We start from the raw sequence: 24516 nt of genomic DNA, 5'->3' as shown, positions 1-24516 counted from the left end.
AAACCAGTCATCCGCGAATAGGCGGAACGACTGGTTTTTTTTTCGTTAGCTACTCCGCATCGCCTTCATGGGGTTAACAGGTCATGCCATTAAGGGCGACGATACGGCCCGTCTGCATCCGCTCGACCTGACGACTCGCGCAGAAGCGGTAACGGTACTGCTTCGTTTGCTGGATGTAAAGGCCAAATCTTAATTGCGAAAGTCCGGCATCCCGTGCCGGACTTTCCAGTCTTCGTGACCACTGTGCTTCACACCTCCACGCCGGCTGTCCAAAGCGCGCTGTTGCGTATCAGCTGCCGGTACGCTTCCGGCCGGAACGAGTCTTGCCGATGGCCGGGCTGCAAATAGACGACCTTCCCCAGACCGTACGCATGCTCCCACGCCGCAGGATAACGCGCCCCTTCGTATTCGAATTCAAGGAAAACGTTTTTCGGTGTGAACGGATCGAACTCGAACATGTAAGGCTCTTCGTTTACATCAAAATCAGCGACGCCGGCCAGCAGCGGGTGTCCGGAGAGCGCTCGGACATAGCGGAGCGGCTGATAAGGCGGATGGCCGGTGAATTTGGCGCCAATCATTTGTGCCAGCTCGTAGCTGCGCTGAAGCGAAATGCCGTTATGGATGGCGAGCAGGCCGCCCCCGCCGGATACGAATCGCAGTAATCCGGAGATTTGGTCCGGTGTCAGGTCGCGTTTCCAGCAGTCGGTATACGAGATAAGCGCAGCATACTTGGCTGCGTCGAGCCTTGCCAGCTCTTCGTAATTTTCCGTGACCGTGATATGAAAGCGGCTGGATAATATGTCGTCCAGCTCCTGCCTTGCGGGCTCGAGCGGATGCCAGGCCGCCCCTTCATTTTCGCCGATCAGCAGTACGTTTATTTTATCGTGCATCTATCGGTTCACTCCTTTGCCCCATTAACCGTTTTCATTGTTAAGTACATTATACTTGGCTTTGGCCCATTCTCCTATCGTTTCGTTTCATTAATGATTAACGCCGTGAACTGGCAGTGGCCGCCGCCATCCCTGCATCCTTCGGATGAAATGCCGCGCCGCGCGACAGGTATGACCGTTGGTAGGCTGCCGTTATGTTATGACAGGCCTGCTTTTGCGCGAGAACGGGCGTACAGGTCACAAAGCCAGTCGGGTACTTCGCCAGCTGTGCTTCGGTCATGCTTGCTGAGAACGTTGCTCCATTCGCCGCTCCAATTTCGAATATGGTATAATATGTAAGGTATTTATTCGATTTCATAACGAGGTGACGAATGCATTGAACTGGACGGAAAGCAGTATTCGCTTAGCCGATGCGCAGGCGCAAAAGTGGGACGAGAACAACGAGTTATGGAAGCAGGGGCCTCGGGCGGAACTGCTTCAATTTTTTTACGATTTTGCGCCAGCGCCGGGCTTGAAGGTGCTTGACTTGGGCTGCGGTCCCGGCGAGAGCAGCAGGCTGATGAAGGAACGCGGTTATGAAGCCGTCGGTGTGGACCAGTCGCCCAAAATGATCGAGGCGGCTCTGAAGAGAGAAGTGGAAGCGTACATAAGCGACTGCGACCCGCTGCCTTTTGCCGATGGGGCGTTCGATGGAGTATTCGCCTGCACCTCGCTGGAATGGTCGGAGCAGCCGCACAAGGTTGTGAAAGAGATAGCCCGGGTCGTTAAGCCTGGAGGGTTCGTTGTAGCGGTGACGCTCGGCCCTTCGGTAACGCCGCGTAAGGCGGCCTATCGGCGATTGTACGGCGAGCCGGTCGTACATAATTCGATGATGCCGTGGGAGCTCCGTTCCTTGCTGGAAGAGCACGGATTCGCCTGCAAAGACATGCGTGGCGCTTACAGCCGCCAAGCTGACGGTCCGGATGAACGGGCGATTGCGCTGCTTCAAGCGAACTGGGTTCACCAAGCTTCCATCGCCGCGCTCTGGGCATTCGGTATGATCAAGCAATAACAGACACGTGCCGAATCGCATGAAAGCCCGCGCGATTCTCTTCGCCAGCCCATGCGCGATTACTCTCGGGCTGCTTCATCGGCATAATCTTCGGAATGCAATATATTCAGCTTGACGGCCGTGAGTACGGCCTGTGCACGGCGATTCACGTTCAGCTTGTCAAAAATTTTTTTGATATGCGCCTTCACCGTCTCGGAGGTTACATCCAGCTGCGCGGCGATTTCTTTGTTGGACATCCCGGAGGCCATCCGCTGCAGCACGGCAAGCTCCCGTTTGCTAAGCAGAGAGGTTGTCGCCGGCGGAAGTGCCGCAGACCTGCTCGTCGCCGCCTGGAGCCGCTTCATGTAGACGATTTGCACGGACAGCATGTGGAGCATGTCCAGATGGCGTCCGGAGAAGGCGCCGGCGGTCAGCCGATTTTCCATATACAGCACGGCCGCAGGGCTGTCTTGCAGCTTGATCGGAAAGACGAGCGCCGACTTCAGCCGCTGCGCCTTGACATAAGGGTCATTCGCCCAGCCCGGCTCGGTCTCCGCGTTGTCGATGACCATGTGCTGCGCTGTGCGAACAGCCTCCAGCGCCGCCGTATGGATAATCGAGGCGTACTCCTTCAACGGTTGAGCCATCGGCTTCATGGACCATCCGTTCAGCGACTGCGATACATGTTCGGCAGACCAGTCGTCTCCCTGCCGTGTCATGAGCAGCGCGCGCTCCGCTCCGGCCGTTTCCATGGCAATCTTGAGCAGCTCCGCGACCAGTTGCTCCAAATCCGGCTGCTGCACGAAGGAACGGGACGCATGCAGCACGGCAGATAAGTCGAGCATTTGCGCATAACCGGATTGCGGTGTGCCTTGCGCCCCGCCTTGCCGCAGCGGCATGCTGCGAACGGTCAAGACCGAATCCGGCAAGTTGTGCTGCGCATCGGCCGATAGGGGCTTGCCGCCGTCAGGGTCTGCCTCATCGCTCGCCCGTCTCGCGCCGTCCGTCTTCCACGCATCGTACGCACCCAGTTCGAAGTCGGCTTCGGTGCCGCTGCGAACGGCTTCGCGGCAGCGCATCAGATCGGCGCTCACCCCGAAGGCGCTTTGGTAACGCTCGTCCGGATGCTTGGCGATCAGCTTCATGACGATGTCGGCGAGAAGCGGCGGGATGTGTTCTATGCCGCGCAACGGGCTTGGCGGTTTGGCTGCGTGGGCGTATGCCCATTCAAGCGGGCTGCCGGCTTGAAACGGCAGGCAGCCGCTGAGCATTTCGTAGAATACGACTCCCAGCGAGTATAAGTCCGTCCGGGCGTCGACGGTATTCCGTATTCTTCCGGTTCGTTCGGGGGCCATATAAGGCGGACTTCCGTCGCTCCATGAACTGAAAGGGAGCTGCTGCTGTGAAACGGCGTCGTTAAAGCCGGTCAACCAGACTTCCAGGGAATCCGGTTTGAGCAGGATCGTTTCCGGGCGCAAATTCATATGCACGATATTGCGGTCATGCAGCCGGGCAGCGGTGTCCAGCAGCGAAACGGCGATGTCGAAGAAGGCGTCCAGGGAAACGGCGCGCATGCTCATGTAATGGCGCAGCGTAATGCTCTCGATGATGTCGAACAGGAGAACCATCGCATTTTCGTGCCGGAATAACGAACACGGCTTCAAAAGGCGGGGGATGTCCAGCCTGGACAGCAATTCGTACTCATGGATCATTTTCGCATTTTCAATCATCATGCGGGGGCCTTCTTTGACGGCTTTAATCAGAACGACTTGCTGGTCGCGCATGGAAAAGGCATGAACGATCGAGATCGAATCGTCTTCATATACTATATGAAGCGTTTGGTAGCCCGGGACTGTAATCATGGCTGCCTCCAGCAATAATATCGTAAAACAATTCCCAATAGGGGAGTAGGAAAGCTTGGGCCCGTGCAGGGTTCGGCCACCGCCGCGCAGCGCCGCAGCGCGTTCTCGGGACCGGCATGCGATCGATTAAATCTATTGTAGCATGAGTTGGCTTGAAGCGTGTAGAGGTGAGGCATCCTGCGGAACGGTTTCCGGGAGGGAAGCTATAGCTCCAAGGGGCGGCCACGCAGCGCAAATGCCGCTTTCGCAAGCGCGCAATGGGGATCATTACCAAGAAGAAGGGAGCCCGTACGTGTACGAGGCTCCTTTCTTCTTGCTACGGGTCAAGCGTGACTGGCCGTCAGCCAACGCTGCGGAATCCGGAATCCGTCCGTTTGGAACAAGTTACGTCAGCATTATTGCGACATATCGCTCGGTTCCGCTTCTTCCGCCCACTGCCTCAGCTTCCGGTCGGACGGAAGGAAGATGGCCAGCAGCCCGATCAGCGGCAGGAACGCGCACAGCTTGATAACATACGCGATGCTCGTCGTGTCCGCGAGCGCGCCGAGCGCGGCTGCGCCAAGCCCCCCTGCCCCGAATGCGAGGCCGAAGAAGAGGCCCGATACGGTCCCGATGCTGCCGGGCAGCAGCTCCTGTGCGTAGACGATGTTGACCGAGCCGCTGGACATGATCGTAAAGCCGATCAAGACGCAGAAGATAATGCTTGTCGTCAAATGAACGTACGGCAGCAAGAAGGCGAACGGCAGTGCGCCGATAATCGAGAACCAGATGATGTTCCGCCGTCCGAAGCGGTCGGCGAGCGGACCGCCGAAGAACGTGCCCGCCGCTCCGGCCGCCAGAAACGCAAACACGCACCACTGCGCGTGCGGAACGGAAAGCTGGAAGCGGTCGATGAGGTAAAACGAGTAGAAGCTCGTCATTCCGGCCAAGTAAGCCATCTTGGAGGTGAGCAGCAGCACGAGGATGGTGACCGCCGAAGCGACTTTCCCGCGGCGTGCGCCCGTTACGCCCGCAGCCTGACGGCTTCGTTTCCCGGCTGCGGCCGAACGCAGCCTGCCGCTGTACCACCGTGCGGTGTAAGTTTGGATGACGATCGCGATCACCGCCAGGATGGTGAACCACATAATGCCGGCTTGCCCGAGCGGCACGAAGATGAGGGCCGTCATGATCGGCGCAAGCGCCTGACCGGCATTGCCGCCGACCTGGAATATGCTCTGGGCCAGCCCTCTTCTTGCGCCTGCCGCCAAATAGGCGACTTTTGCCGTTTCGGGATGAAAGACCGACGAGCCGATGCCGACGAGCACAACCGAGCAGAGCATGGACCAGAAGCCGGTTGCGAGCGCGAGACCGAGCACGCCGAGCAAGGTAGCGACGACGCCGAGCGGGAGCAAATAAGGCTGGGGCTTTCTATCGCTGTACATCCCGATGGCAGGCTGCAGGACGGAAGCGGTCAAATTCAGCGCAAAGGCGATCAGCCCCAGCTGCGTATACGTAAGCGACAATGAGTCTTTGACGATCGGGAAGATGGCCGGGACGACGGCTTGAATCGTATCGTTCAGCAAATGCACCATGCTGACGGCGATCAGGATGGTGAACATCGTACCGTTTTGCGCGACGGGGCTAGGGCCGGGGGCGGCCGTATTCGCATTGATTTTCGTTTGCATCGGAATGATCCTCCGTTCCCTCTAAGCGGTTTTGGAGATTATAGCATAAAATCCCAATCGACTGGCAACATTTTTTTCGCTTCACAAGCGAACAGACGCTTGGTATATTTGGGAAATCATTGGATTGATCGCGTATGGCCGAATCATGAATAAGATGCGAAAAATATTTGCCTGTTCTCCAACCGGCGACCTCCATTTCCTACTTTAATGAATAGAACGCTTCAAAAGGGGTCTTATCCATGACGCTAATGCATCATTTGACCGATTCCGAGATCGGACGGTATGCCAAAAAAATATTCGGTTTTGCGATGCGGAAGACCGGTAATCATCATCAGGCCGAAGATTTGACCCAGGACATTATGCTGGCGCTCTTAAAATCGCTCCAGCCGGGACGCGAGATCGGGAGCATGGACGCGTGGGTACATACAATATGCTGCTACACCTGGTCCAACTACCTTTCCAGAGAAAAGCGGCATTGGCAGACGTCCGATATCGACGGCTTGCAGCTGGAGGACGCCGCGTCCGGCCCCGAGGAGCAGCATGTGCAGCGCGAAATCCTGGATCGAATGAAGCGCGAGATGGCTTTCCTGAATCGGCTTCATCGGACGATCAGTGTGATGTATTACTACGACAACAGGAGCGTGACGGCGATATCCGAACAGCTGCATATTCCGCAAGGAACGGTCAAATGGCATCTCTATGAAGCGCGCAATAAAGTGAAGGAGGCGATGAGCTTGGAGCAAGGGACAAGCACGTTAAGTTTGAAGCCTGTGCGGCTGTGGATAGGCCACAGCGGAAGCCCGGGGCCGGGAGGAGAGCCCGGCAACTATTTTGGGTCGCTGCTCTCGCACAATATTGCCGTTGCCGCTTACCGGCAGCCGGCAACGATCGAGGAGATTGCACGGTCTCTGGGCGTATCCTGCGCGTATGTCGAGGATTGCATTCACAAATTCGAATACGCCGGATTGCTGCGGAAAATCGGCAAGGATAAATACCAAACCGATTTCATCATCGGGGACATGAGCAGCAATATCGCGCAAGCGGCGTATTTGAAGGCGAAGGCGCCGGCGCTGGCGGAGAAACTGTACGAGGCCGTCCATGCCAGGCTGGGCGACTGGAAGGCCATCGGCTTTCATGGCAGCGGCTGCAGCGACGCGTTTCTGCTGTGGGCATTTGTTCCTTACGCCGTGAACTATCAATATAACCGGGTCAAAGATCGGGAATATTACGCGCGCTACGGGCCGGTTGAAAGAAAAGACGGAGGCAAGTATACGGTGCAAGCGAGAATCCGCTACGAAGAGCAGGAGTATCAAGCCTCGATTCCCGATTACGAGCGTGTACGGCAATATGCGTCCAACGGGATCAAAAGCCGCAGTACGGGCAAGTACTTCGCTCTGCAAATGGACTCGTGGTGGTCCGGGAGGAAGTGGCGCGATTTCAATGCGCCGGATATCGTCGATATGCATCATGTCATACGGCTGATGGAGTCCGGAGCCGCCCACTCGGAGTATGATAAAGAACGCATCACGCGCATGGTCAAGAAGGGGTTTGTTTCGTATAAAGACGAAACGCTTGCATGCCTGATCCCGTTCTTCAAGGCGGATCAATACACGGCATTTATCGGTATTCTGGAACAGCTGCTTCAGGAGGCCGGTGCGAGAGCCGATCTGGAACAGGTGCATGACGATTTCATCGCGCTATGGAAATCGTTTGCCCCGGCGCATATATCCAGCAAGGATATCGTGACCAAAGCGATCAGCGACGGAACTGCGATTGTGTTCGCCGTGATGGAATATTTAGTGCATAAGGAGCTGCTCCCTCTGCCGTCGGAGGAGGAGCAGGAGAGGCTGACGACCCTCATGTGGATGAGCGGCGAAGCGTAGAGGGAGGACCTGTCGAAGGCAAGGGCTGTCTCTCGGATGTTCGTTCGGCTTCAAGCATCCCGTTAATCTAGCAAAAAGGACCTCAATTTCCACTGCTTGTGGAAATTGAGGTCCTTCGTATTGGGCTCGATGATTCGAAGCGGAACGGGCCCGCTGTTTCCTTGCGGCATTGCATGGTACCAGCGGGCTGTTTTCCCGGTGCGATCGAATCCCGGGCGCATTCTTCGCTGCGTGGCCGCGGCCGGAGCCGCTTGGATCAAGCGGCTAATAGGAAAACCCGCGGATGGCTACGATCGCAGGCCGCGGAAGCTTGCCGCCGGTCCCGGCGGGCCATGTGCTGGCCGGAAGGGAGCTTTCGCTTGCAGTTGCTCCCGGGTACTGCACGGCTACAAACATCGTTCTCTCATCCGGCGTGAAGCAAGGGCCGGCGAATGCCGCCTCGGAAGGAGCCGAGGCGAATTGCATCACTTTTCGGTTGGCGGATAGCGGTGACATGACGGCGAATAGGCCGTTGTTTTGAAACTCGGCATAAGCGCCCTGATTCAGCTGATCCGAGGCCATGCCGGTGGAAACCCACAGATTGCCGAAATGATCGGTAACTAGACCGCTCGGCGAGCTGAATCCGCTTTGCAGCCCTCCGGCCGCAACCGTCTCGAAGCTGAAATCGAGCGCGCCGCAGTCGCCGCCATTTTCCAGCAATCGGCTGATCTGGCCGTGCAGGTTACCGTGGTCCGTATTATTCGTATGGGCGACGAACAGCAGTCCTGCCTGCGGACTCGTCTGCACGGTTTGCGGGCGATCCGTCGGCGTCGCGCCGAGAATAAGCGCCGCTTCGCTCGTGTACGTGTACACGTCGGCCTCCTCCCGGAACAGCTCCAGCAACTCCTCTCGCGTGTATCCGAGCGAGGATGGCAGGCTGTAGAGCAGATTGTTCAGGGCGCTGCGCACCGCCTGTACGGTAATTTCGATCCAGCGCCCGCGGACGACATCCGCAGCGTACAGCTTGCCGTCGGTCAGCAGGTCGGCGTTCGCTTTTCCTTTCGCAGGATCGAATGTGCCTTTGCTAACATATTTGTACAAGCAAGCATAGGCGGCGCTGTCGCCCATGTAAACGACGACGCGCCGGTCTTTGGCGAGGCTCATGACGGTCGCGCCGTGCCGGAAACGCCCTAATGCCGTATGTTTGCGCAGCGGGAAACGGGCATCCGCCGGGTCGACCTCGATAACCCAGCCGTAGTGGGTTTGCGGCAGGCCGGCTTCTCTTGCCGTATCTGCAGCTTGGTTCTCCGAAGAAAGCTGCGTCCCCCAAAGCGTTGTTCCTCCGGCTCCGTTGCCGAACGTGCCCTGTACCCGGCTTGCGCCGTGAACCGCCTTGGCTCCGCGCGCCGGACCTGCAAGCTCGAAGGCGTCAAGGCCGGTTATGCGGCGGGCATAGGGCGACGACGGGTTCATGACCCAGCTTCCCGATGCGTTGCGGGAGATGCCGAGCACGGTTCCTCCTTGCGCGTAGAGCAGCTTCTCGATTTGCGCGGCGCTGTAATGGCCGTTCTGCGCGGCGCCGAGCACCCAGAAGGCGTCGGCCGATTCGTGGTTGACCCAAAGCAGCCCGTCGCTGGAAGAGTCGCCCGCCGGATGATAGCTTGTCCCGCTATTATTGAAACCGAAGGTATCTCCCTTGGCGTTGATCGGGTCGCCGTAAGCCGCAAGCACATCGTATGTAAATCCGGGAGGAAGCAGCAACTCGTCCTGGCTGGACGGCTTGATGAGACCCTTGGCGGCAGCTACTGTATCCTCCGGGTAAGTAAACAGCGCGCCTGCCTCCTCCTCTGCCAGAGCTTTGCCGCTGAACAGGCTTAGACCCGAAGAAGCGGCGAGCAGCGCGGCAGTTCCCGAGCCGACGTATGCCAAAAACGAGCGGCGCGACATTATTTTCTTCTCGTTCATCCTATGCCTCCTGAAGCGGGATTAAAGTCCTATGCATTCCCGTAATCTATGATTGCAAGTAGTCATATCTTCACTATGATATATTTACTGTACAGTAATATAATAGAAAAGTATATGTGAATATAGTTTCAATCATTCTGGGTCTTGGGGTGGGGGAAGTGCTCGTTTTGACGGCCGAAGTTCCTGCCGATGAATCGTTTTTGCGCGTGCTGTACGCTGATGTCCGCAACGAGGAGGTGCAGCGCTTCGGCTGGGGAGATGGGCAGGTCCAGGCTTTTCTTGCCATGCAGTTTGACATGCAGAGGCGCGCTTACCGGATGCAGTATCCGGAAGCCGAGTATCGGACGGTCCGGGACGCAGGCCAGCCCATCGGCAGAATCGTGACCGTGAAACAGCCGCATGCGATCGCACTGGTCGACCTGTCGCTGCTGGCCGCTTGCCGGAACCGCGGAATCGGCACGAAGCTGCTGCTGAGGCTGCAGCAGGAAGCAGCGGATTGCGGCAAACCGATTCAGCTGAAGGTGCTGCATACGAATCCGGCCAGACGGCTATATGAGCGGCTCGGGTTCCGTACTTCGGAAACGAGCCAAATGTACGATGTCATGCAATGGCATCCCGTTACACAATAAACATCGGGGAGGCGTAAGCCGGCAAATGAGTTCTTATTCTATATCCGCATTTCGAGAGGCGGTAGGCACGCCGTTTCGCATCCCGCTCGGCGATCAGGAAGTGACGCTGCAGTTGGTTAACGTATCGGAACAAGCGGTTTCGCCGAATGTGGAGCAGTTTTCGCTGCTGCTTCAGGGGCCTCTTGCGGTTTTTCTTCCGCAGCAGACGTACCGGATAGTGCATGAGCAGCTTGGGGAGCTCGAATTGTTCATGGTGCCGGTCGGCCAGGCAGCGGACGGGTTCCGGTACGAGATCGTGTTCAATCTTTTCCAAGGCAATCGATAAACGACGAAAGGGGGACCCGTGTGGCGCAGCCTTATATCGGAGAAATCCGCATCTTTGCCGGGAACTTTGCCCCGGCCGGCTGGGCGTTTTGCGACGGCAGCATACTCAGTATCTCGCAGAACGATACTTTGTTTAATTTGATCGGCACGACATACGGCGGCGATGGCCAGGAGACGTTCGCGCTGCCGGATTTGCGCGGACGCATTCCGATTCATATGGGACAAGGTCCCGGACTGAGCGCATATCCCATCGGTCAAACCGGAGGTGTCGAGACGGTTACGCTGACGACGAATCAAATCCCCAACCACAATCACCAGATGCTCGGACAAACGAAACGCGGCAACACGAACCGTCCGAACAATGCGGTGTGGGCCAAATCGACGCTTCGTCAATTCAGCAATTCCCCGGGAACGGCGCAGCCGATGCACTCGAACATCGTCTCCCCCAGCGGAGGAAGCCAGCCTCACGACAACATGATGCCTTACTTGACGATTCATTTCATTATTAGCCTTTACGGAATATACCCGTCTCCAACGTAATAGATGCCGGCATGAGCTGCATCGGAATAGGAGGTACATAGAATGGCCGAACCCTTTTTGGCCGAAATCCGGCTGTTTTCTTTTAACTTCCCCCCGAAGGGATGGGCGCAATGCAGCGGGCAGCTGTTGCCGATCGCTCAAAATCAGGCGTTGTTTTCCTTGCTTGGCTCGACGTATGGCGGCGACGGGCGGACGAACTTCGCCCTTCCCGATTTGCGCGGCAGGGCGCCCGTTCATTGGGGGCAGGGAATATCTTTGGGGGAAAAGGCAGGCGAGGAAGCGCATACGCTGAATATCAGCGAAATGCCTGCGCATACGCACGCTGTGAAAGCTGGCGGCAGCATTGCTGCCGCCAAGACGGTGTCGGGACAGACATGGGCAACGACCGCCGCCAGCTCTTACAACACCCAGAGCGCTTTAGTGCCGGGGGATAGCGCGTTTCATTCGAGCGCCATAAGTCAAGTGGGCGGCAGCCAGCCCCACGGAAATCTGCAGCCCTACGTTACGGTTAATTTTTGTATTGCGCTTATTGGAATTTTCCCATCTCAAACTTAGCCGGAGAGGAGGTATGAAATGGCAGATCCTTTTGTAGGAGAAATTCGCATTTTTGCCGGGAACTTCCCGCCGAAGGGCTGGGCCTTTTGCAACGGGCAGATTCTTCCGCTGTCGCAAAACACGGCGCTGTTTTCCTTGTTGGGAACGAATTACGGAGGAGACGGCAAGTCCAATTTCGCGCTGCCGGATTTGCAGGGCCGTGTGCCTTTGGGGCAAGGACAAGGCCCCGGCTTATCTTCGTATGAGCTCGGCCAATCCGCGGGAACCCGTACGGTTACTTTGCTGCAGAACGAAATTCCCGGACACGCTCACCAGGTGTACGGCGCATCGTTGGCCGGCAATACGGAGTCGCCTGGAAATACGCTGTGGGCGGATACGCCGGGAGCGGAGACCGGGCAAGCGTACGGTACGCCGGGCGCGCAGGACTGGGTATCGATGCATCCGAATGCGATGTTCCCCGCAGGGGGCAGTCAGCCGCACAACAACATGCAGCCTTATCTCGGGCTTACCTTCATCATCGCTTTGCAAGGGGTATTCCCTCCCAGGTCGTGATGACTGCGTCGGGAGAAAGGTGGGATGGTATTAATGGAAGAAGTGGAGCGAGAGACGGGAAGGCTGGGGAAGAACAGGTACCCTCCCGCGAGAAGGGCCGTCAAAGCCGGAACGCTGCTGACGGCGCTGCTGTTTGCTTCGATCTGGATCGGAACCGAAGCTTCGGCGGCTTCGTTTACCGTAGGTAAAACGGATGATTCGGCAGGGAACTGCTCTGATCCCTCCAATCCCGGACAATGCACGCTGCGTACCGCCATCGAGCAGAGCAATGCGGCCGGAGGCGCGAATACGATTCGAATCATGCCCGGGACGTATAAGCTGACGTCGGGGCAGCTTGTCATATCGAGCCATATCACGCTCACAGGCGCGGATGGCAACGCAACGGGCGACGCTTCGGCAACAGTCATCGAGGGAGACGGAAGCCATAGGCTGTTTGAGATTCAGCCGGGCGTGAACGCGGCCTTCCAGGCGCTGACGTTGCAGGGCGGCAAGGCGGCGCCGGACGCTTCCGGTTACGGGGGCGGCGGCGTAGCGGTCAAGCTGGGTGCGGGCAATACGCTGACGTTCACCAACGCCGTCATTCGCAATAACATGACGACGACTTCCGCGAATCCCGGTTATGGCGGCGGCGTGTACGTATCCGGGCCGGCGACGGCCAAGCTGATGTTGACCAGCACGACCTTCAATGCCAACGTGGCGGGTGAACGCGGCGGCGGCCTGTATGCGGAAGGTGATCTGGATATTGAGGCCGATCAGGCAACGTTTGTCTCCAATACGGCTTCCAAGCAACTGGGAGGCGGGATGGCGGTGCTGTCGGCAACCCCTGCGTCAGGCACGATCGCGATCCGGAACAGTTTGTTCGACTCCAACGCGGCGCAAGGCGTATCCGACGACGGCATTGGGGGCGGCTTGTATTTGAATGCCCCGGCCATCATCTCGGGCACGACGTTCAAAGGAAATACCGCGAACAGCGATGGCGGCGGTTTGTTCCTCAGTTTTTTTCAAAAGGTGACCAGCTTGACGAACGTTGAGTTTCTGAACAACACGTCGAGCAGCGGATACGGCGGCGGATTGTTCGTACAGAACGGCAATCCGGCATTGACGAACACGACATTTGCCGGCAACCAGGGCGGCGCATCGTCTCCTGAATTTGGAGCCGTGGCTTCTCCGGTGGAGCCCTTTAGCCCGGCCGCTCCGATGAAGACTTCGGATGGTGCGGAATATAAGGGTGGCGAGTGGACGGCCCAAGACGTTACGGTTGCAGGCGTCGACGTATCCTTGAATAATGGGGCTGCCTGGAATCCGGGGCCGGCCAGCTTTACGACGGAAGGTACGCACAAGATCGTGTACAAGCAGGCGGATAACACCGGAAACGCGGTACTGCAGACGAAATCGATTCAGATCGATAAAACGAAGCCGACGCTAACGGCGGACATCACCTCGGACAATGCAGCGTACACCGACGGGACGTGGGCGGCCAAAGACGTGACGATCACGGTATCGGCCCAGGATCAAGTAACGCTCAGCGGCTTGAAGAGCGTGAAGTATTCCTTCAATGAAGGGGCAGCCTGGAGCGATTACTCCGTTCCGCTGAGCCTGACGGCGGACGGTACGTATTCCTTGCAGGTTCAGGCAGCCGATCAAGCGGGAAACCTGGAGGAAAAGTCATACACGATCAAGCTGGATAAAACGGCTCCCGCCTTGACGGTCGACTGGAAGACTTCGGATAATCAGCCGTACATCCCCGGGACATGGACGACATTGCCGGTAACCTTGTCGGCGGTTTCTTCCGACAGCGGCAGCGGGCTGGCACGTACGCAATATTCGCTGAATGGAGGAGCGACGTGGACGGATTATACGGAACCGGTGACCGTATCTGCCGAAGGCGCGCATGATGTGCGGATCCAAGCGTCCGACCAGGCGGGAAATACGGTTACCCGCAATGGAGCTGTCCAGATCGACCAAACCGCTCCGCAAACCACGGCCGTATTGACAAAAGAGGACAACACGACTTACGCGAGCGGCGAGTGGAGCAAGCAAGCCGTTACGCTGAATGCTTCGTTCATGGACAGCGGCAGCGACCTGAATCAGAAGCTATATTCGCTTAACGAAGGAGCGACGTGGTTGAACTATACCGCACCGCTCAACTTTCAGACGGACGGCACGCACGAGGTTTGGTTGAAAGGGATCGACAACGCAGGATTGGAAGATACGCATCGAGTAACGATTCAGATCGATACGGCTGCCCCAGCACTCGGTGCAGCGGTCGAAACGGCGAGCGGAACGAATTATCCGGTCGGAACATGGTCGACGGACAAGGTGACGCTTACGTTGAATCCGAGCGATGCAGGCGGCAGCGGTCTGGCTGTAACACAGTACTCGCTTGATGACGGAGCGTCGTGGACCGATTACACGATTCCGGTCACCGTGACCGACGGTGTGTACGCCGTTCGTGCGCGAACAAGCGATCATGCCGGCAATACGGCGGACGGCAGCTGGTCCGTCAAGGTGGATACTGTTCATCCGAGCCTGGCGCTGGGGATGGAGCTTGAAGGAGACAGAACGCCATACATCGATAATACATGGGCTTCCGAGCCTGTCGTGCTCAAGCTTAACGCTTCGGATATCGGCGGCAGCGGTCTGGCTGTAACGCAGTATTCGCTCAACGGCGGAACGTTGTGGACCGATTATACGTCGCCGGTTACCGTAACGGATGGGGTTTATCACGTATCGGGCAAGGCGGTTGACGCTGCGGGCAATACCACCGTGCGGAATGCACAAATTAATATCGACCGGCTTCAACCTGATTTGTCGGTTACCATGACCGCAGCAGGGACGCCGTATGTGAGCGGAACTTGGACGACGAATGATGTTACCGTTGAAGCGGCTGCGGATAGCGGCGCAAGCGTCCGTTCTACGACATATTCGCTTGATGGCGGAAGCACGTGGGCTGAATACACAGGTCCGATCGACATTACCGCGGAAGGCCAAACGGTGATCTCGTTTAAGACCGTGAACGAGGCAGGCCGCCAGACGCAGAAGCAAGCAATGGTAAACATCAGCCGTACGGCACCGGCCATCGTTGTGACTCAAACGCCAAATGCCGTGACACGCTTGGATGTGAACGTTTCGGTTACCGCATCCGCCTACGGCAAAGAGGCGGGCAATACGATTACGGCGCTGCGCTACGCGCAGGGGACGCAATCGGCTGCCTATTTCAGCGGCGGCGATGGCATTGACTTGACGGCCGGAACCGCATCGTTTACGGCGACCGACAACGGTACATTTACTGTCTATGCGAAAGACGCGGCAGGCAATGAAGCGGTGCAAGAGGTGACCGTGACGCAAATCATCCGCGATCTGCCTGAGCTGCAGCTAACGGCATCGCCATTAGGTCTGACGAACAGAGACGTAACGGTAACCGTAACCGCCACCGTGTATGGAACGGATAGAGGCAACGCGCTGACACAGCTCAAATGGGCGGAAGGAAGCCGGAGCACAAGTGATTTCGCGGGAAGCGGAACCGACTTGAACGTCGATGGAGGGGTCGCATCGTTTACGGCGGCCGACAACGGCGTGTATACGGTGTATGCGAAAGACGCAGCAGGCAACGAAGCGGTGCAAGAGGTGACCGTAACGCAAATCATCCGCGATTTGCCGGAGCTTCAACTAACGGCGTCGCCATCGGGCCTGACGAACGGAGACGTAACAGTATCCGTAACCGCCACGGTGTACGGAACGGATAGAGGCAACGCGCTGACACTGCTCAAGTGGGCGGAAGGAAGCCGGGGCACAAGTGATTTCGCGGGAAGCGGAACCGACTTGAATATCGCCGGAGGGGTCGCATCGTTTACGGCGACCACGAACGGTGCGTATACGGTATATGCGAAGGATACGGCAGGCAATGAAACGGTGCAAGAAGTGACCGTAACGCAAATCATCCGCGATCTGCCGGGGCTTCAGTTAACGGTGTCGCCATCGGGCCCGACGAGCGGAAACGTAACGGTATCCGTCACCGCCACGGTGTACGGAACGGATAGAGGCAACGCGCTGACACAGCTCAAGTGGGCGGAAGGAAGCCGGAGCACGAGTGATTTCGCGGGAAGCGGGACCGACTTGAGCACCGCCGGAGGGACCGCATCGTTTACGGTGGCTACCAACGGTGCGTATACGGTATATGCGAAAGACGCGGCAGGCAATGAATCGGTGCAGGAAGTAACCGTAACGCAAATCATCCGCGATCTGCCTGTGCTGCAACTAACGGCCTCGCCATCGGGTCCGACGAGCGGAGACGTAACGGTAACCGTGACCGCCACGGTATACGGAACGGATAGAGGCAACGTGCTGACACAGCTCAAATGGGCAGAAGGAAACCGGGATCGAAGCTATTTCGCGGGAAGCGGAGCCGTCTTGAACGCTGTCGGAGGAACTGCATCGTTTACGGCGACCACTAACGGCGCTTATACGGTGTATGCGAAAGACGCGGCGGGCAGTGAAGCGGTGCAGACGATTCAGATCGCCAACATTCATCGTACGGCGCCGTCTATAGAGCTTGCAGTTGCGCCGGTTGGCGCGGCGAATGAGCAGGCGAAGATCACGGTGACGGCCTCCGTCTACGGGGCTGGCAATTCCGTATCGGTTATCAAATGGGCGCAAGGGTCAAGAGATACTGGTTATTTTGACAGGGCGGGCAATGATATTACACCTGCGCCAGGGGAAGCCGCCGCATTTATCGTGAATGAAAACGGCATGTATACGGTTTATGTTAAGGACGCTTTGGGTCATGCCTCGATTCGTACCGTGACGGTCACTTCGATTATTCGCCCGGGAGCGGGCAATCAACCGCCGGTTGCGGGTCAGGTGCAGTTGAATGTGGCAGCAGATTCGGTAGGGTACGGCACATTGGAAGGACATGATCCCGATGGCGACGGAGTGACGTTCGATGTCAGCCGGCAAGGAACGCGTGGCGCGTTGGAAATCTTGAATGTGCATACGGGCGCGTTTAAGTATACCCCTCGGCCAGGCATGCTTGGAACGGATACGGTCACTTATGCTGTCTATGACAGCCTCGCGGCGGTCGGTTATGGAACGGTCCAGGTGACGATTGTGCCGAAGGGAACGCCGTCGGGACCTTCCAACAGGGCGGATCTCGTCTCGCTGCACGTATCGGCAGGTTCTTTGATTCCGGCATTCCATCCAGACGTGTACCATTATAGCGTCTCTGTGCCTAACGAGGTGAATGCCACGACGGTCACGGCGGTCGTATACGACTCGCTTGCGGCACTGACCGTCAATGGGATGAAAGCGACCAGCGGAAGCGCAAGCCCGCTTCTGCCGCTTCAATCGGGAACCAATTCGATTGCTGTTGTTGTTACAGCAGCGGATGGGACAACGGTGCAAGCGTATGTAGTGACGGTTTATCGCGAACCGCAGCCGCCGGGCCCGGGAGATTCCGATTCCTCCAGTCCGTCCGGTTCCGATGGGGAAACGCTGCCTGCCGAACCGCCCAAAGACGACGGCTTGACCGGTGATTGGAACGGCACGCCGGTGGAGCATTTGGGGACGGTCACAACGGAGATTATTGACGGGAAAACGGTGGTTACGGCGACACTCGATACGGAACGCATCGAAGAGCAGCTGAAGCAATCGACAGAGCCCCCAACGTTGATCGTACGCGTTGAAGGCAGCGCAGATCGAGTCGAAGCGGTGTTGAACGGCAGCATACTCGAGATGCTTGCGGATCGGCAAGCGGTACTGCAGGTACAGTCCGGTCTTGGCAATTATGCTTTGCCGCTGGCGGGCCTCCCGCTGGATTCTCTGATGGCGCAGCTCGGCAGCCAGGCGAATTTGTCGGATATCGTTCTGCGTATTGTGATCGCCGAAGCGCCGGAGCAGCTGGTTGAGCGAATACACAACCGGGCGCAAGAAGGACAATATACCGTCGTGATGCCGCCGATCGATTTTACGGTAGAAGCGGTATATCAGGGCAGAACGATCGAGATTCGCGAGTTCCAGCGCATGGTCAGCCGGGAAATACCGATTCCGCCGGAGGTGGATGCAAGCCGCATTACTACGGCTGTCGTGGCCATGGCGGACGGAACGGTGTATCACGTACCGACGAGTATCATTACGCGGGAGGGCAAGAGCTACTTGCGGATCAACAGCTTGACGAACAGCACGTATGCGGCCATCTCCCACATGAAGACGTTCGCGGATCTTGCCGGCCACTGGGCGCGGCTTGAAGTGAACAACATGGCATCGCGCATGATCGTGAACGGAGTGACCGATCAGCAGTTTAGCCCCGATGCTCCGGTGACGCGGGCGCAATTCACTGCGATGATCATTCGGGCGTTGGGCTTATCGGAGCATGCCGCAGCGGAATCGCGATACCGGGATGTTCTTCCGACGGATTGGTTCGAAGGCGCGGTCGCTCAGGCGAAAGCTTACGGCTTGATCGACGGCTACGAGGACGGAACGTTCCGGCCTGACCGGTCGATTACGAGACAAGAAGCGCTTGTCATCATCGCCAGAGCGATGAAGCTTGCAGGCAAGCCGGTCGAGCTGACGGCAGCCGATCCGCAATCGATCCTGTCCGGCTTTAAGGACAGCGGGGAGGTCAATGAGTGGGCGCTTCGGGAAGCGGCGGAAGCCGTGCAAAGCGGCCTGGTGCAGGGCAGTCAAGAAGGGCTTCTGCCCCAAAGCCAGATGACCCGGGCGGAAACGGCGGTTATCCTGTACCGTCTGCTCGTCCAGTCCCAGTTGATCGACCCGCAATAGGAGAGAGGTGACTGCCTTTCCCGGCAGTCATCGGAATTGCTCCTGCGGCGTCATCCTTGGGTAGAGCCTAGAGATTACAGCTTGGAAGCATCGAAATCCTCTGCAATAAGTGATAGACCGACCCGGTAATAAAAAAACAGCGGTAGTCTTGGACTGGAAACGAAGTCCTGGACTGCCGCTGTTTTATATATAACCAACCATATTCGCGCGTAGTAAGCCACGGCTCAGCGGCTCAATCTGAATCCGGCCAACGGACAGACGATGCAGTTGAATCGTGGATAATTGCAATGGGTTAAGTTGGATGGATGAAAGCTTGATGAGATGAATGCCGGTTCTCGCCAGCATTTCGCGCGGAACCGTATAATTTTGATCGACAAAGCCGAATAGGGTCCAGCCGCGATCAATGGCTAATGTCATGATCAGACTTTTGCTGCCTTGGTAAACAAGCGTGCCGATGAGACCGCCAATCAAGTTTCCGATGAGTGAGCCAAGCAGCGGAATCGGTATAAGCGCTTGCCCTGCCGCCGCTCCCAGCAGACCGAAGGAAACGACGATCGAATCCATCAGGCAGGCATCTGCGAATTCACTTGCGGTAAGCTGCCCGCGCGACAGCTTGATCGCATTCCTGATGGCATTGACAGCTACGACCGTCGCAGCGCCTATAATGTCAGGGGACGCCTGTTTGAACATGGAGCCGATCTGTCCGCTCTGACAGCTGATCGTCAGGAAGGAAGCGATTCCGCCGCGAAGACCGTCCCACACCGCGTCATGAAAGGCATCAATCCCCTTCAAAAGGAATTCCCCAGGGTCGACCGCACTTTCCTGCATGGCCTTTTTTAGCATATCCATCATCAGAGGTGCGGACTTCAGCGCCAGGCTGAACAAAGCGGCATGGACAGCAGCTTGCCCGGATTGTCGCGCGATATCGGACCATTTGACAACGGAATCGATATGGAGCCCGTATTTCTTCGGATCAAAGGTCCCATCCCGAAGCTCTTTAGCCATTTGCTTCGCTTCTGCTTCGGACAAAGGCTTCGATTCCACACCGCCTTCCTTAAGGCGATCCGATGCCGACTTCGCGGTGTGCTCATACTGTTTAGCCTGCTCAGGCCGGCGCAGTTCATTTTTTTGCTTGAGTGTTTCGGCCGTACGCTTGACTTCCTCCAGCTGATCGGAAGGCACAACCTTTTCCATTTGGCCGTACTTGGGATTGCTGATCGCTTTGGCGGTTTCCTCGCCGTTCTTATAGTACTTCAGCTGCGCGTCTTTGAGATCGGGCGAAGAACCGAATCGAATATCCGCCGCTCCGGTATCTCTAGGCGCACGGGCGGATACATTCGTTTTTCCCAGCCGGGAGGCATCGATGTTAAAGGTCTCGGCATGCCAGATTTCGGCGATGTCGCCTTTGGCATAATCAAGTCCCTTATTTCCGGTACTGTCGCCCATTTGCCGCAGCGCATCCGTTGCCTGTCGAATGGCCTGTTCTACGTTATTCGTGTACTGTGCGCCATAAGACGCTCCTTGACTGCCTGCCCATGCCTCCGCACCAAGCCGGAAGCTGGTCTCGAAATCAGAAGCGTTCACCCCGCTTGTTGGTTTACCCATTGATTCCACCCTTTATCTAATAGAAGCTGTACAGCTGCGGCGGTTGCAAGCTCCTTCTGGTTTGCAATGGAACGATGTTCTTTGAACATTTTGCGGATGCTGTTCGCCACGAAGATTGCCGGCCCCATCGGTAAAAGCAACGGCCACGCATCCTTAATCGATGACTTATCATAAAGATTTTTAATGATCTGGAACGTGCTGCTGTCAAAATGCTTCTCATCCGCATACACGAACGCTTTGTTCTGATCATAGCCGTAGCAGATCCCGCCGTCGCTGTGTACCGGCTTGATCAGGTCGATATAATCCTTGGTAAACTTATTTTCCTTCGCATCGCCGATGAAGATGATCAAATTATCTTTGGTAAGCTGCATTTCATTGTCCTGGTAATGCTTCTCGGTCCAGAAGACGGCGTTATTGAAGTCTTCCTTCTTATTGATCTGATGGGCAAGCTGACGAGCCTGCTTCGCATATTTCTCGGGGGCTACTACTAGAATCGTTCTGTTGAGCATAATGGGACGGAGTGCCTCCTTCTAGTCTGTAATAGGTCTAAATTACTAGTTCCTCTATTATAAAAATTTTCCCGGCACTTGTCACCCGGTAGTAGCGGCAGCTGTGACAGCGGCAAATGCTCCGCTTCGTAACCGTAGCCCAAAGAACTCGCAGGGGGTCCTTTTTCCGGCAAAGCGGCCTGCCGAAAATGGTTTATGCAGACGAAAAACGAAGAGTTGTCCGTTCTTTTTTGCATGTAAGCGTTTGTCATGCGGTTTCCGGAAGGATCGCATGTATCTAGTTGCGCAACTTTTTGATACAATAGATAAAAAATAACTCACATGAGGGGATTTTACATGAAATATGTCAGTACTCGGGGCCAAGTGTCCCCGATCGGGTTCATCGACGCTGTATTAATGGGACTGGCCGACGACGGCGGCCTGCTTGTCCCGGAGCAACTTCCTAAACTATCGGAAGACCTCCTGAAGAAGTGGCAGAAGCTCTCTTATCCGGAGCTTGCGCTGGAGGTATTCTCTTTATATGTTAATGAAGAAATTCCGCGGGCAGATCTCAAGAAGCTGGTCGACGACAGCTATTCGACCTTCCGTCACGAGGACGTAACGCCGGTCCGCCGTCTTGATGATGGCCGGTATGTGCTGGAGCTGTTTCACGGGCCGACCTTCGCCTTCAAGGACATTGCTCTGCAATTCCTGGGTAACCTTTATTCGTATATTTCCGGTAAAACGAATTCCATCATCCACATTCTGGGTGCGACGTCAGGCGACACGGGCGCATCGGCGATCGAGGGCGTGCGGGGAAAAGAAGGCATCCGCATCTGTATCCTGCACCCGCATCAGAAAGTGAGCAAAGTACAAGAGCTTCAGATGACTACGGTCGATGACGCCAATGTGCTGAATTTATCCGTAGAAGGCACCTTCGATGACTGTCAGCGCATCATTAAGGAGCTGTTCGCGGACGTTGAATTCAAGCATCGCTATCATCTCCGCGCGATCAATTCGATCAATATCGCCCGGATTCTGGCGCAAGCCGTGTACTATTTTTACGCCTATTTCCGTTTGGCGGACCAGGGGATTTCGGAGAAGGTCCATTTCAGCGTACCGACAGGCAACTTCGGGGATATTTTCGCCGGTTACTTGGCCAAGCGAATGGGACTTCCGATCGACCGGTTGATTTTGGCGACGAACGAGAACAATATTTTGGCGCGCTTTGTGCAGGATGGCGTATATCAGCCTGGCGAGTTCCGCGGCACCCACAGCCCGTCCATGGACATTCAAGTCGCAAGCAACTTCGAGCGTTACCTGTATTACTTATGCGGGGAGAACAGCCAAGCCGTGACCTCGTTCATGGCCCGGTTCAAAGCCGAAGGCCGCATCGACATCATCGGTGACGCGCTTAAGCAAGTGCAGGCCGATTTCGGAGCGTACAGCGTCGGGAATGAAGAGTGCCTGGACACGATAAGCGAGTATCATGAAAAATACGGATACCTGCTCGATCCTCACACGGCGTGCGGAGCGGCTGCTTCAGACAAGCTGACGCCTCCGGGGGAAGTAACGGTTGTCCTGTCGACCGCCCACCCGGCGAAGTTCGATGAAGCCATTCAGCTGCGCCATATTCATCAGACTTATCCGGAGCAGATTCAAGCGCTCTTCGGGATGCCGCAATTCCAACGCGTGGTTGGCGGAACCAACGAAGAGATCAAGAAGGAGCTCCTGACGTTCTTTTAACCCGATCATCAGCTAGACCGAATGAGGACCTCGCCCAAAGGCAAGGTCCTCATTTTAGTTCATATGTACGGATAACTCACGGCCGCGAGTGACCGGCGCATACCGAATGTCATGCGAGCCAATCTATTGTGCACAGTGTCAAACGTTTTTACATTCAGCGACGATGTTGACGGCTGAACTCGATGATCTCATCCACCGCTTGGCGGAATCCGCCTGAACTCCGGAATGACTCCTTTAGCTCCGCGGCTGCTTGCTTGAAAGTAGAGCGGCTTAATACATGAGCTACGGCTTCCCTCAGCTGAGGCGCCGTCAAGCTTTGCATTTGCAATGTCATGCCTGCTCCGAGATTGGCGACCTGCCCGGCAATGATCGGCTGATCCGCGCTTTGCGGGATGACAATGAGCGGAACCCCGTAATAGAGACCTTCATTGGCACTGTTCATTCCGCCGTGGGTAATAAATAGCGCAGTGTATTGCAGTACATCCGTTTGCGGAACGTAATTTTTCACGATAAAGTTATCGGGAATTTCCCCCAAGTCGGAGATTTGCGTCCTCTTTCCGACAGACATGACAATCGTATGATCGGTGTCTCCTAAGGCTTCAAAACAAAGCTTATAGAAATCAATGGCTTGATTAAAGACGGTACCCAGGGAGATGTAAATCGGATGTTTCCCCTTGATTGTACTCAAATCGAAGTTTTCCGAAGCCGCGCGTGAAGCGATGGAGGGACCTACAAATTTATAGGATGGGTCGAACGCTTCGCCATCGGGTTGAAACTCCCGCGGTGTATAAACGATGGTCAATGGCGCAGGATTGCAAAACACTTCGTAAGGGGAATGGATCTCCACATCATATTTTTCCTTCACCCTGGCCGTTAGGCTGTGATAGGTATCGATGATAGGTTTTGTTATTTCAGCAGGGACTTTTGTGTAGAAAGGCTCGAGCATTTGATCGAATGACGCCTTTGTTTGGGCAAAAGAAGTGCAGGAGCTGATGGCCGGAAGCTTGAGAATTTGAGCAAGCTGATGCCCGCAACCAAACATGGAGTCATGGATGATGTAATCGAAATGCTCTCCTCTGATCTGTTCCAGAACGGTCGGTATGACGACATCCGCCGTAAGCAATAGGCCGTTGATTCTTTCGAGTAAATAATTTCTGCCGCCCGAGATAAAGGCTTTTATAAATTTCTGATCGTCAAATGTTCGCACCGTAGCGCCTGTCTTCTCCATGCGTTCCCGAAAAGCTTCTACGCAAAAGTACACGACCTCTTCTCCGCGGGCAATCAGCTCTTGGACCACGCCAATCGTCGGATTGATATGTCCTTCCGATCCGCCATTAATAAATAATACACGAGCCATGGGTTCCACTCCTTTATGGTTGCTGTTCACGAATGGTGTGAAAGTAAGGGCTGCTATGCCGTCGCTCGAATCCAATAATGGAATCAAGTTTATCATAGTACATTATGGGAAAATTACAAAACGTTAACCGTTATATGGATCCGCCGCATAGGGGACGGACACTAAGGAATACCTGATGACTTGTCATGGAACATATGTTCTATTATAATGATAAAGGAAAGACTTTACAACCTGCGAAGGAGCCGGCCCAATGACCGAATATTATAAACTCGTAAGGGATCGCATACCCGAGATCATCGAAGCGAACGGGGAGCGCGCGGAGTACCGCACGCTCGACGAGCAGGAATATAAGCGAATGCTGGATAAGAAGCTCCAGGAGGAGCTTGATGAATATATGGCGGCGGAAGGCGCGGATCGGGTGGAGGAATTGGCCGATCTCGTCGAGCTCGTCTATGCGGCGTTGCAGAGCAGGGGCGTAACGATCGAGCAATTTGAAACGATCCGGCAGAACAAAAAGGCGGAACGAGGCGGCTTCGAACAGAGGCTGTTTCTGATACGCGTCGAGTAGAAGCTTGATCGGTTTCGGAACACGCGGTACGGTCGATCTTTTTTCTATCGGCAACTTCGTCCTTCTTCAATTTCTCAATCAAGGTGAAAAGATCGATACCAA

18 protein-coding genes are annotated in these 24516 nt (G+C 56.0%); 11 read left to right on the top strand and 7 right to left on the bottom strand.

Features of this window, described 5'->3' with window-relative positions; translation table 11 throughout:
* Window positions 1-67 precede the first annotated feature (67 nt).
* A complete protein-coding gene (locus KXG62_RS34355) occupies window positions 68-193 on the top strand; it encodes a hypothetical protein (RefSeq protein WP_281426679.1) in 126 nt (41 codons plus the stop codon).
* 55 nt (window positions 194-248) lie between these two features.
* Here KXG62_RS34355 and KXG62_RS08460 read toward each other — a convergent pair whose 3' ends face one another.
* On the bottom strand, window positions 249-890 hold the full coding sequence (locus KXG62_RS08460; RefSeq protein WP_218091509.1) for a ThuA domain-containing protein: 642 nt from the start codon (window positions 888-890) through the stop codon (window positions 249-251).
* 376 nt (window positions 891-1266) lie between these two features.
* Here KXG62_RS08460 and KXG62_RS08455 point away from each other — a divergent pair, with 376 nt between their 5' ends.
* On the top strand, window positions 1267-1941 hold the full coding sequence (locus KXG62_RS08455; protein WP_218091508.1) for a class I SAM-dependent methyltransferase: 675 nt from the start codon (window positions 1267-1269) through the stop codon (window positions 1939-1941).
* Between the two features lie 59 nt (window positions 1942-2000).
* Here the strand turns inward: KXG62_RS08455 and KXG62_RS08450 are convergent, their stop codons facing one another.
* The gene (locus KXG62_RS08450; protein WP_218091507.1) at window positions 2001-3782 is read right to left on the bottom strand and encodes a protein kinase domain-containing protein; all 1782 of its coding nucleotides are present in this window, start codon (window positions 3780-3782) and stop codon (window positions 2001-2003) included.
* A gap of 395 nt (window positions 3783-4177) precedes the next feature.
* Window positions 4178-5446, bottom strand: coding sequence for an MFS transporter (locus tag KXG62_RS08445; RefSeq protein ID WP_218091506.1), 1269 nt, complete (start codon window positions 5444-5446; stop codon window positions 4178-4180).
* 239 nt (window positions 5447-5685) lie between these two features.
* Here KXG62_RS08445 and KXG62_RS08440 point away from each other — a divergent pair, with 239 nt between their 5' ends.
* On the top strand, window positions 5686-7329 hold the full coding sequence (locus KXG62_RS08440; protein WP_218091505.1) for an RNA polymerase sigma factor: 1644 nt from the start codon (window positions 5686-5688) through the stop codon (window positions 7327-7329).
* Window positions 7330-7593: 264 nt separating this feature from the next.
* Here KXG62_RS08440 and KXG62_RS08435 read toward each other — a convergent pair whose 3' ends face one another.
* A complete protein-coding gene (locus tag KXG62_RS08435; protein WP_218091504.1) occupies window positions 7594-9273 on the bottom strand; it encodes a PhoX family protein in 1680 nt (559 codons plus the stop codon).
* Window positions 9274-9389: 116 nt separating this feature from the next.
* Here KXG62_RS08435 and KXG62_RS08430 point away from each other — a divergent pair, with 116 nt between their 5' ends.
* From KXG62_RS08430 to KXG62_RS08405, 6 genes are read left to right on the top strand one after another with little or no spacing between them, the layout of a single operon-like run.
* Window positions 9390-9902 (top strand): GNAT family N-acetyltransferase, encoded by a 513-nt coding sequence (locus tag KXG62_RS08430; protein ID WP_218091503.1) that lies wholly within the window; start codon window positions 9390-9392, stop codon window positions 9900-9902.
* 25 nt (window positions 9903-9927) lie between these two features.
* On the top strand, window positions 9928-10227 hold the full coding sequence (locus KXG62_RS08425) for a DUF6916 family protein (protein ID WP_218091502.1): 300 nt from the start codon (window positions 9928-9930) through the stop codon (window positions 10225-10227).
* A gap of 20 nt (window positions 10228-10247) precedes the next feature.
* A complete protein-coding gene (locus tag KXG62_RS08420; RefSeq protein WP_218091501.1) occupies window positions 10248-10766 on the top strand; it encodes a phage tail protein in 519 nt (172 codons plus the stop codon).
* A 42-nt stretch (window positions 10767-10808) separates the two neighbouring features.
* Window positions 10809-11321 carry a phage tail protein gene (locus KXG62_RS08415; protein WP_218091500.1) on the top strand — a complete coding sequence of 171 codons (513 nt, stop codon included), beginning with the start codon at window positions 10809-10811 and terminating at the stop codon, window positions 11319-11321.
* Window positions 11322-11339: 18 nt separating this feature from the next.
* Window positions 11340-11873 carry a phage tail protein gene (locus KXG62_RS08410; RefSeq protein WP_218091499.1) on the top strand — a complete coding sequence of 178 codons (534 nt, stop codon included), beginning with the start codon at window positions 11340-11342 and terminating at the stop codon, window positions 11871-11873.
* Between the two features lie 24 nt (window positions 11874-11897).
* Complete coding sequence (locus KXG62_RS08405; RefSeq protein ID WP_218091498.1) at window positions 11898-18650, top strand: OmpL47-type beta-barrel domain-containing protein; 6753 nt, start codon at window positions 11898-11900, stop codon at window positions 18648-18650.
* Between the two features lie 183 nt (window positions 18651-18833).
* Here KXG62_RS08405 and KXG62_RS08400 read toward each other — a convergent pair whose 3' ends face one another.
* Together KXG62_RS08400 and KXG62_RS08395 are read right to left on the bottom strand one after the other, a co-directional pair.
* Window positions 18834-20255, bottom strand: coding sequence for a hypothetical protein (locus KXG62_RS08400; protein WP_218091497.1), 1422 nt, complete (start codon window positions 20253-20255; stop codon window positions 18834-18836).
* Window positions 20231-20764 (bottom strand): hypothetical protein, encoded by a 534-nt coding sequence (locus KXG62_RS08395; protein WP_218091496.1) that lies wholly within the window; start codon window positions 20762-20764, stop codon window positions 20231-20233. Before KXG62_RS08395 ends, KXG62_RS08400 begins: the two co-directional genes overlap by 25 nt.
* 336 nt (window positions 20765-21100) lie before the next feature.
* Here KXG62_RS08395 and thrC point away from each other — a divergent pair, with 336 nt between their 5' ends.
* Complete coding sequence (thrC, locus tag KXG62_RS08390) at window positions 21101-22489, top strand: threonine synthase (protein ID WP_218091495.1); 1389 nt, start codon at window positions 21101-21103, stop codon at window positions 22487-22489.
* A gap of 154 nt (window positions 22490-22643) precedes the next feature.
* On the opposite strand, the gene KXG62_RS08385 is transcribed toward thrC, so the two are convergent.
* Window positions 22644-23846, bottom strand: a complete 1203-nt coding sequence (locus tag KXG62_RS08385; protein ID WP_218091494.1) for a macrolide family glycosyltransferase — start codon at window positions 23844-23846, stop codon at window positions 22644-22646.
* 250 nt (window positions 23847-24096) lie between these two features.
* On the opposite strand from KXG62_RS08385, the gene KXG62_RS08380 reads away from it, so the two are divergent.
* Window positions 24097-24414, top strand: coding sequence for a nucleoside triphosphate pyrophosphohydrolase (locus KXG62_RS08380; RefSeq protein WP_218091493.1), 318 nt, complete (start codon window positions 24097-24099; stop codon window positions 24412-24414).
* Window positions 24415-24516 lie beyond the last annotated feature (102 nt).

Source organism: Paenibacillus solanacearum, from assembly GCF_910593845.1.
Taxonomy (GTDB): Bacteria; Bacillota; Bacilli; order Paenibacillales; family NBRC-103111; genus Paenibacillus_G; species Paenibacillus_G solanacearum.
Note: the sequence above shows the minus strand (reverse complement) of the source record. Positions and strands in the feature narration are given on the sequence as shown.

Excerpts from the sequence above, each read along its gene's own strand:
- KXG62_RS34355 (WP_281426679.1), top strand. The coding sequence starts at position 68 with ATGGGGTTAACAGGTCATGCCATTAAGGGCGACGATACGGCCCGTCTG.
- KXG62_RS08460 (WP_218091509.1), bottom strand. The coding sequence starts at position 890 with ATGCACGATAAAATAAACGTACTGCTGATCGGCGAAAATGAAGGGGCG.
- KXG62_RS08450 (WP_218091507.1), bottom strand. The coding sequence starts at position 3,782 with ATGATTACAGTCCCGGGCTACCAAACGCTTCATATAGTATATGAAGAC.
- KXG62_RS08445 (WP_218091506.1), bottom strand. The coding sequence starts at position 5,446 with ATGCAAACGAAAATCAATGCGAATACGGCCGCCCCCGGCCCTAGCCCC.
- KXG62_RS08440 (WP_218091505.1), top strand. The coding sequence starts at position 5,686 with ATGACGCTAATGCATCATTTGACCGATTCCGAGATCGGACGGTATGCC.
- KXG62_RS08435 (WP_218091504.1), bottom strand. The coding sequence starts at position 9,273 with ATGAACGAGAAGAAAATAATGTCGCGCCGCTCGTTTTTGGCATACGTC.
- KXG62_RS08425 (WP_218091502.1), top strand. The coding sequence starts at position 9,928 with ATGAGTTCTTATTCTATATCCGCATTTCGAGAGGCGGTAGGCACGCCG.
- KXG62_RS08415 (WP_218091500.1), top strand. The coding sequence starts at position 10,809 with ATGGCCGAACCCTTTTTGGCCGAAATCCGGCTGTTTTCTTTTAACTTC.
- KXG62_RS08410 (WP_218091499.1), top strand. The coding sequence starts at position 11,340 with ATGGCAGATCCTTTTGTAGGAGAAATTCGCATTTTTGCCGGGAACTTC.
- KXG62_RS08405 (WP_218091498.1), top strand. The coding sequence starts at position 11,898 with ATGGTATTAATGGAAGAAGTGGAGCGAGAGACGGGAAGGCTGGGGAAG.
- KXG62_RS08400 (WP_218091497.1), bottom strand. The coding sequence starts at position 20,255 with ATGGGTAAACCAACAAGCGGGGTGAACGCTTCTGATTTCGAGACCAGC.
- KXG62_RS08395 (WP_218091496.1), bottom strand. The coding sequence starts at position 20,764 with ATGCTCAACAGAACGATTCTAGTAGTAGCCCCCGAGAAATATGCGAAG.
- thrC (WP_218091495.1), top strand. The coding sequence starts at position 21,101 with ATGAAATATGTCAGTACTCGGGGCCAAGTGTCCCCGATCGGGTTCATC.
- KXG62_RS08385 (WP_218091494.1), bottom strand. The coding sequence starts at position 23,846 with ATGGCTCGTGTATTATTTATTAATGGCGGATCGGAAGGACATATCAAT.
- KXG62_RS08380 (WP_218091493.1), top strand. The coding sequence starts at position 24,097 with ATGACCGAATATTATAAACTCGTAAGGGATCGCATACCCGAGATCATC.